Source organism: Gilliamella sp. Occ4-3 (assembly GCF_001690675.1).
In the GTDB taxonomy this organism is placed as follows: domain Bacteria; phylum Pseudomonadota; class Gammaproteobacteria; order Enterobacterales; family Orbaceae; genus Gilliamella; species Gilliamella bombi.
On record NZ_LZHR01000113.1, the window covers coordinates 1 to 3,607 of the forward strand.

Sequence of the window (3,607 nt, forward strand, 5' to 3'; positions counted from 1 at the left end):
ATCCATTGACCAACATTCACCTTGTTTATTAGGCACCAATAGCTTTTCCGGGCATCGTGGAGGAATGCGTTTTTTTCGTTTTACTCTGAGATTAAGCTTTAATTCACAATACACCCGATAAACACGCTTATGGTTCCATTGATAGCCGAGCTTTCTGATACGATTAAAGCATTTAGGAAAGCCCCAGCGTAAATGCCGGTCTGTGATAGCATTCAATACCGAAACAATCACCGAATCATCCTGTAACTTAGGTTGATAATAGTAAGCACAACGGCTTAAGCCAACAATGGCACAACTCATAGCAATAGTAACTGAATGATTTTGTTGTAGTTGCTGTGCCCACGTTTTACGTGCCTTTGTGGGCACTAAAGCTTTTTTATGATTTCTTCCTGAAGCTGTGATTTTAAGCTCAGCTCGGCAAACATCTGCTTAAGTTTGCGGTTTTCAGCCTCCAGCTCTTTTAAGCGTTTGATATCCGAAGTTTCCATTCCGCCGTATTTTTCCCGCCATTTATAAAAAGTTGAATTACCCATGCCATATTTACGGCAGAGTTCCTTGACAGGAATACCTGCTTCAGCTTCTTTTAAAATAGCGACGATTTGATGTTCAGTCATTTTTTTCATAATTAAATCCCCTTTTACTTTTATCATAGATAATTTTCTACTTTTTTGCTGTACTATTTTAGGGGATAGTTACAGAATCACCCCACCAGCCTGTATATCTATACCGACCAGAACAGCTACGAACCACTGGCACGTATAGATAAAGGCTGCGAAGATGAAAGAGTCATTTACTTCCATACCGACCTGAACGGCTGTCCGGAAGAGCTTACCGATGAAAACGGTGAAATACTGTGGGAATGTAGCTTTCAGCTGTGGGGAAAACGTGTAAATACCCCTCTAAAAACTCATAAGGCGTTTTCCCTGAAATCGCTTTATGTGGTTTAACGGTATTATAAAAATTAATAAAGCGTTTCAGTTTTTGTTTTCTATCTTTTGAATCGCTAAATATATGCTGATTATGCCACATCGCAATTCAAAGTTCGTATCACTCTTTCGGCTTTCCCATTCGTTTGTGGGCAGGCGGGTTTGGTGAATTTTTGATTAATACGGTGGCTGTTACACGTTTTAACAAATAAGTGTTCGCTGGTGCCTTGATATTCACGTCCATTATCGGAATAAACACATTCAATAGTATAAGGACATTGGGTTAACACATCGTTTTGTAAAAATTGTGCTGCGCTAAATTGGGATTTATCAGGGTAAATACCCGCATAAAGCTCACGTGAAAAATCATCAATACCGACAAATAAATATTCTCTAGTTCGCTGTTTCGTTTCATTTTTAAGTAAAGGTAAACGTTTGGTATCAACGTGTAGCATTTCTCCCGGATAGGTTTTGTTATAGCGTTTAGCTTGCCGTCTTAATTTATCTTCAATCGATTTTTCGACTTTAACCAGACGTTTAATTCCATAACGAATGGTTTTATAACGTTCATTCTTACTGGTTAAAGGCACAAAAAGCTTCAATCGGGCTTTCTTTAGTACATTATAAATGGTAGGCCGACTGACCATAAAGCGTTTTGCCAAATCAGTGACCGTTATTTTTTCTTTATGATATAAGCGCCATATCTCTTGTCTGTGATAAGGCGTTAGTTTTGTTTTTTTATGTATATTCATTACAGTAGTTTCTCAAATTACTGTAAATAACGCTAGTAAATTCTACAACTAAAATTTTATTAAAAAATTTAAATTTAAAAATATTTCACATGTTTTTGTATTAATTTTAAACTTTTTTTTATCTCTATTACATCTTTTAATTTTTCTGCTTCACTAGGTATATTTCGAATCAATAAATTTGCATTTTTCTTTAATAGGTTAAACAAATAGGTGCATTCTATTTTACCGCTATATACTACTTCCTTTTTATCATATCTATTATCTATAAATTCAATATTACAGGTTTCACCAACAAAATGAACCTCAAAATAGAATGGTCCATCCATAAAACTAAAATGGGCTACATTATTTTTTTTAGCTATATTATTTTTTTTAATTTTACAAGCTTCTCTTAACCACCAATTTAATATAATGACAGTAAAATCATCCCATTTCTTGTCTGGAAAAAATATATTTCCGATTTGGAAATATATTTCCGAAAATATTTGAGTTGATACTTCACTTTTTGATACACGAATAGAATCAGGATTAATTATTAAATCAATCATTATAGGACTCCTTTAGGATAAGCAGTTTCAATTTTTTTAGTAACTTTATTTACCCAAATTTCAATTATCATATTATCAGATGTGCCTCGTCCCAGAATTCGTTCATCTTGAGATTTAAGGACTTTAATATTAGAATATGCTTCTCTGACAGCACGTTCAATTTGTTTTGGAGACATATTCTTAGGAAATAAATCTTTCTTTCCGCTTATTAATATTACTTTTCCTGCATACTATGTCGTTAAAAAATATGATCCATATCTATTTTAACCTTTTTCATACTAGGCAAATTAACTGGTTTCTTTCTTTTTGAAGGTACATAATTCCAACCCCACGGAGCAATACAAGTCAATCCATTAGCGGCATACTGATGCAGGTTAATTCCACCACAGCTAAACCAATCAGGTCCAACTGGGTAAAGCGTCCTATCTGGAGCATAATATCTGAAAGTATTGTAATATAAACTAGTTACTTGTCTAAATTCTATCCTTGATAATATGAATTATATTGTATCGGCTCATATACTATTTTCTGTATCATTATACTTCAAAACTAATAGCGGATTTTCTACAATAAGGTAGCAAAGAAATAAAAACTATGAATATTTAGATATACGATCTTTTCTACATTTGTTAATTACTCTAATAATGAAAAAGCATGATGAAATTCTTCATTTTTTATCAAATCCTGTATCGTTTTATTTATTAGGGGCTGTTGATCTTTGCTGTACATAAATTACTCAACAATACATTGGCAGCCACATTAACATAAATGCCAGTGATACCATACTGGCATAATTCCTTTCTAACTTATCGTATCTAGTTGATATTGAACGATATTGCTTGATTCTAGCAAAGGCATTCTCGACTAAATGACGATAGCGATAAAGGCACCTATCCATACTGCTTTTATCTATATCCTTACCATAATTACGTTTAGCAATCACCGTTCGTCCGCCTTTTTGACGAACAAAGCACCGAAAAGGCTCGCTGTCATAACCTTTATCGGCTATCACTGTATTCACTTCATCGAGCTTTTCAACTAGGTTTTCTGCATAAGTGATATCATGTCGTTGTCCTTCAGAAAGCTAAAAACAAATAGGCAAACCACCACTATCAACCGCAAGATGAATTTTAGTTGAATTACCACCACAGCTCTGACCTATTTGCTCGGAATACTCCGTTGCAGCGCCTGTACTATGTTGATGAGCCCTGATAATCGAGCCATCTAGGAACACCCATTCAAAATCCGCTAGTTGTGATAAATGTTTGAAAATATCAACTAATATTCCTTTTTTAGACCACAAATTAAATCGCCTATAGACAGTGCTCCATTCACCAAACTCTTCTGGCAAATCTCGCCAAGGAATACCGGTTCTCATTCG

5 protein-coding genes and 2 pseudogenes are annotated in these 3,607 nt (G+C 34.6%); 1 reads left to right on the forward strand and 6 read right to left on the reverse strand.

The genetic code is table 11. The annotated features are described in order from the left end of the window. Window positions 1-366: IS3 family transposase (locus A9G44_RS11235; protein WP_143426398.1), on the reverse strand; the 366-nt coding region annotated here is incomplete at its 3' end. After that, window positions 366-623: a transposase gene (locus tag A9G44_RS11240; protein WP_034909955.1), complete on the reverse strand. Its 258-nt coding sequence runs from the start codon at window positions 621-623 to the stop codon at window positions 366-368. The genes A9G44_RS11235 and A9G44_RS11240, both read right to left, overlap by 1 nt. 165 nt (window positions 624-788) lie before the next feature. Here A9G44_RS11240 and A9G44_RS14135 point away from each other — a divergent pair, with 165 nt between their 5' ends. Beyond that, window positions 789-947 (forward strand): RHS domain-containing protein, encoded by a 159-nt coding sequence (locus A9G44_RS14135; RefSeq protein WP_442902938.1) that lies wholly within the window; start codon window positions 789-791, stop codon window positions 945-947. Here A9G44_RS14135 and A9G44_RS11245 read toward each other — a convergent pair. From A9G44_RS11245 to A9G44_RS11255, 4 genes and pseudogenes are all read right to left on the reverse strand, one after another. Beyond that, a pseudogene (locus tag A9G44_RS11245) lies at window positions 892-1,678 on the reverse strand (integrase core domain-containing protein); the annotation flags it as partial. The gene A9G44_RS14135 and the pseudogene A9G44_RS11245 overlap by 56 nt on opposite strands. A 74-nt stretch (window positions 1,679-1,752) precedes the next feature. Further along, a complete protein-coding gene (locus A9G44_RS11250) occupies window positions 1,753-2,226 on the reverse strand; it encodes a hypothetical protein (protein ID WP_065611084.1) in 474 nt (157 codons plus the stop codon). After that, on the reverse strand, window positions 2,226-2,441 hold the full coding sequence (locus A9G44_RS13165; protein WP_306452900.1) for an EndoU domain-containing protein: 216 nt from the start codon (window positions 2,439-2,441) through the stop codon (window positions 2,226-2,228). Before A9G44_RS13165 ends, A9G44_RS11250 begins: the two co-directional genes overlap by 1 nt. Before the next feature lie 521 nt (window positions 2,442-2,962). Then, a pseudogene (locus A9G44_RS11255) lies at window positions 2,963-3,607 on the reverse strand (IS5 family transposase); the annotation flags it as partial.